Here is a 288-nt window from a genome sequence, read left to right on the forward strand (position 1 = left end):
TCGATCAGGAAAGACAAATCGTTCTTCATGGAAAGGTACAGCACATTTTCCAGGGTGTTGACCTCCAGTTCTTCCGGATTGTCATAGTCCGTCCCGTTAATCGCATTATATAGATCCAGAAGGTCCTTCTTATTCTTAAACACAAAGCGAAACAGGCGATCCTTGTAGTTGCGGTTCGCAGCAGGATATTCCTGAGTATGAAATTGTTGCATCATTGATTTTCTCCTTTCATTATAGAAAACAAAACAAACCGTTGCAACCTTTAAGTGAGCTCAAAAAAGGTCTGGA

Annotated in this window: 1 pseudogene; it reads right to left on the minus strand. The window is 41.0% G+C overall.

The features are described 5' to 3' along the window. Positions 1-215, minus strand: a pseudogene (locus tag H6A13_RS13175) (hypothetical protein); the annotation flags it as partial. Between the last annotated feature and the right edge of the window lie 73 nt (positions 216-288).

It is taken from the genome of Mordavella massiliensis, from assembly GCF_016902415.1.
In the GTDB taxonomy this organism is placed as follows: Bacteria; Bacillota; Clostridia; order Lachnospirales; family Lachnospiraceae; genus Merdimonas; species Merdimonas faecigallinarum.